This window comes from Bartonella elizabethae F9251 = ATCC 49927 (assembly GCF_000518165.1).
GTDB lineage: Bacteria > Pseudomonadota > Alphaproteobacteria > Rhizobiales > Rhizobiaceae > Bartonella > Bartonella elizabethae.
In genome coordinates this window covers 1-2,152 of the sequence record NZ_JADB01000038.1, presented here as the reverse complement: position 1 = coordinate 2,152, position 2,152 = coordinate 1, and the positions used below count along the sequence as shown (strand labels likewise).

Genomic DNA, 2,152 nt, shown 5'->3' with positions numbered 1-2,152 from the left:
CTCATGTCTTCGGTTTCATAATAGGGGCTTGTTTGACCCGTTAAACGCTCTGTAATGAGTTTGATTTTGTAGTCTTCATATTTGCTTGTAGGAGTTCCCTTTGCTGTTTTACTGATAACGTTATAAACGTTTGATGCGGTGACTTTACCTAAACGAGCTTGAAACCATTCTGCTGTTCTTTGTTCCATTTCACACCGCCCTTTGTTGTTCATGAGACGTTGGAGCATATTCGATATCTTGGATATGAATATATTCGGCATTTTGTATAGAGGCGTCTGTTTGCTTTTGTTGTGGGAGAGATTGTAGAGCTCTTTCTATTTGAAAGTTTTTTCTTCTTTTCAACAGTCCCAAAACTTCTTGCGCTTTTTTACAAGACAAATCTTTTAGATTTTTTACCTTCGCGTAAAAGAGAAGATTATTTTCATCTGTTCCAGTTTCTTCAATTAGCCCTTTTATCTGTTCAAGCATGTCATAAGAAATAAGTTCTACTTGTGTGATGTTATTAATACGTTTAGCTTCGTCTTCTTCATAAATACCGGACAAACCAAAAGCGTAGCGTGCACATTGTATAGTGGCTTTATGACGTAACATGCGTGCTGGGTATTTTTTCCAAGCTTCACTTTTTTCTTGTAGGCATTCTTTTAAATGTTCGGTGACTTCGACAGGGTTTGTAATGCCTTTGAGATGAATGGCATATTTAATGGCAATGATCCCACCATCTTTATCAAGTTGATCTTGAAAGGTCATGCCATCAAAGTCCGGATTAGACTTAATGATCTTAATCCAACCATCAATAGAGACAACGGGTATCATGCCGCCGCCCGTTTTAGGGATTATATAGATCTCTTTAGTTAGAGGATTGAGACCGTACTTATTTGCAATAAAAAGAAAAATAGCAAATTCTTCATCAGTGATTTTTTCGGCATTTTTATCACTAGTACAAGTTTTTTTAAGAGCTTTTTTAAATTCTGAAGGAGAAAACCCATATTTTGTTGCCATAGTGTCTAATGGTAAATCTTTCATTCTTATTTCCTTACATTTACGTGCAACTCACCCGTGGCGTGAATCACGCATGTGTTAAAGTTGTTTGGTTTGCTAGAAAGGAATGATATCCTTTTTTGAAGAACCGCCGTTTTGGGCTGTCATAGTTTTTTTACAAGCTTTTGAATTATCATAAATTTTTGTATTGCCATAAATTCTTGAATCGGCATAAATAATGACATCTCCATAAATTTGTGTGTGTCCAAAAATATCACCACCATCTATTTTGGCGTTATTATAAATTTTGGCATTGCCAAAAACCTCGGCAGAATAACGAACTTGTGCGTTATCATAAACCTTAGCACTATCGTAAATCTTGGCACAGCAATACGCTTTGGCATCATTATAAATCCAACAATCGTTTTCATGGCTTAAATTATCTTCATATTCTATGAAACCGCCAAGATCACCTTTTTTAACATCTCCAAAATCTTTTAACGCACGTATACGGAAAAGATTAATGTATCCATCAACTTCGATTGTCTCATTAGTAAGTTCGTATTTCTTTTCCATGATTACCCCCTACCTTAAACAGTATTGTTACCGGATTCTTCTGTATTTCTGGGTACTTGGTCGCTGTCACAAATGATGTTATTACCAGACATAAGGGCAAAAATCTCGGTACGACCAAAAATAGCAGTTTTTCCACGAAGCCACGCTTTATGATAAACATTGGCACGACCAAAAACCTTAGCTTCTTCAAAAACTAGCGCTTCATCAAAAATCTTTGCATTGCCAAAAACCCAAGCTTTATTAAAAACTTTGGCATCACCAGAAACCTTGGCATTGCCATTAACCATGGCATCACCAAAAATCTGTGCCTGACCATGAACCCTAGCATAATCACCAACCCAACAATTGCCCTCATGGCTTAGGTTGTCTTCATTTTCAATAAATCCACCTAGATCACCTTTTTTAACATCTCCAAAGTCTCTCAATGCTCTAATTCGGTGAAGTGTTTTTCTACCAACTTTGATTGTCTCATCAGTAAGTTCGTACTTCTTTTCCATGATTACCCCCTACCTTAAAACGATGTCGTTTTCGGGTTCTTTTGTATTTCCAGTTACTTTGGCATCCCCATAAATAGAGTTATTGCCAGAAACCCATGCAC

Annotated in this window: 3 protein-coding genes and 1 pseudogene; all 4 read right to left on the bottom strand. The window is 36.8% G+C overall.

All coding sequences use genetic code 11. The annotated features are described in order from the left end of the window. A pseudogene (locus T429_RS09970) lies at positions 1-188 on the bottom strand (lambda exonuclease family protein); the annotation flags it as partial. 1 nt (position 189) lies between these two features. Then, positions 190-1,023: a phage recombination protein Bet gene (gene bet / locus T429_RS0108465; RefSeq protein WP_005773350.1), complete on the bottom strand. Its 834-nt coding sequence runs from the start codon at positions 1,021-1,023 to the stop codon at positions 190-192. Between the two features lie 72 nt (positions 1,024-1,095). Next, the gene (locus T429_RS0108460; RefSeq protein ID WP_005773351.1) at positions 1,096-1,554 is read right to left on the bottom strand and encodes an LbetaH domain-containing protein; all 459 of its coding nucleotides are present in this window, start codon (positions 1,552-1,554) and stop codon (positions 1,096-1,098) included. A gap of 14 nt (positions 1,555-1,568) precedes the next feature. Continuing rightward, complete coding sequence (locus T429_RS0108455) at positions 1,569-2,051, bottom strand: hypothetical protein (protein ID WP_005773352.1); 483 nt, start codon at positions 2,049-2,051, stop codon at positions 1,569-1,571. Positions 2,052-2,152 lie beyond the last annotated feature (101 nt).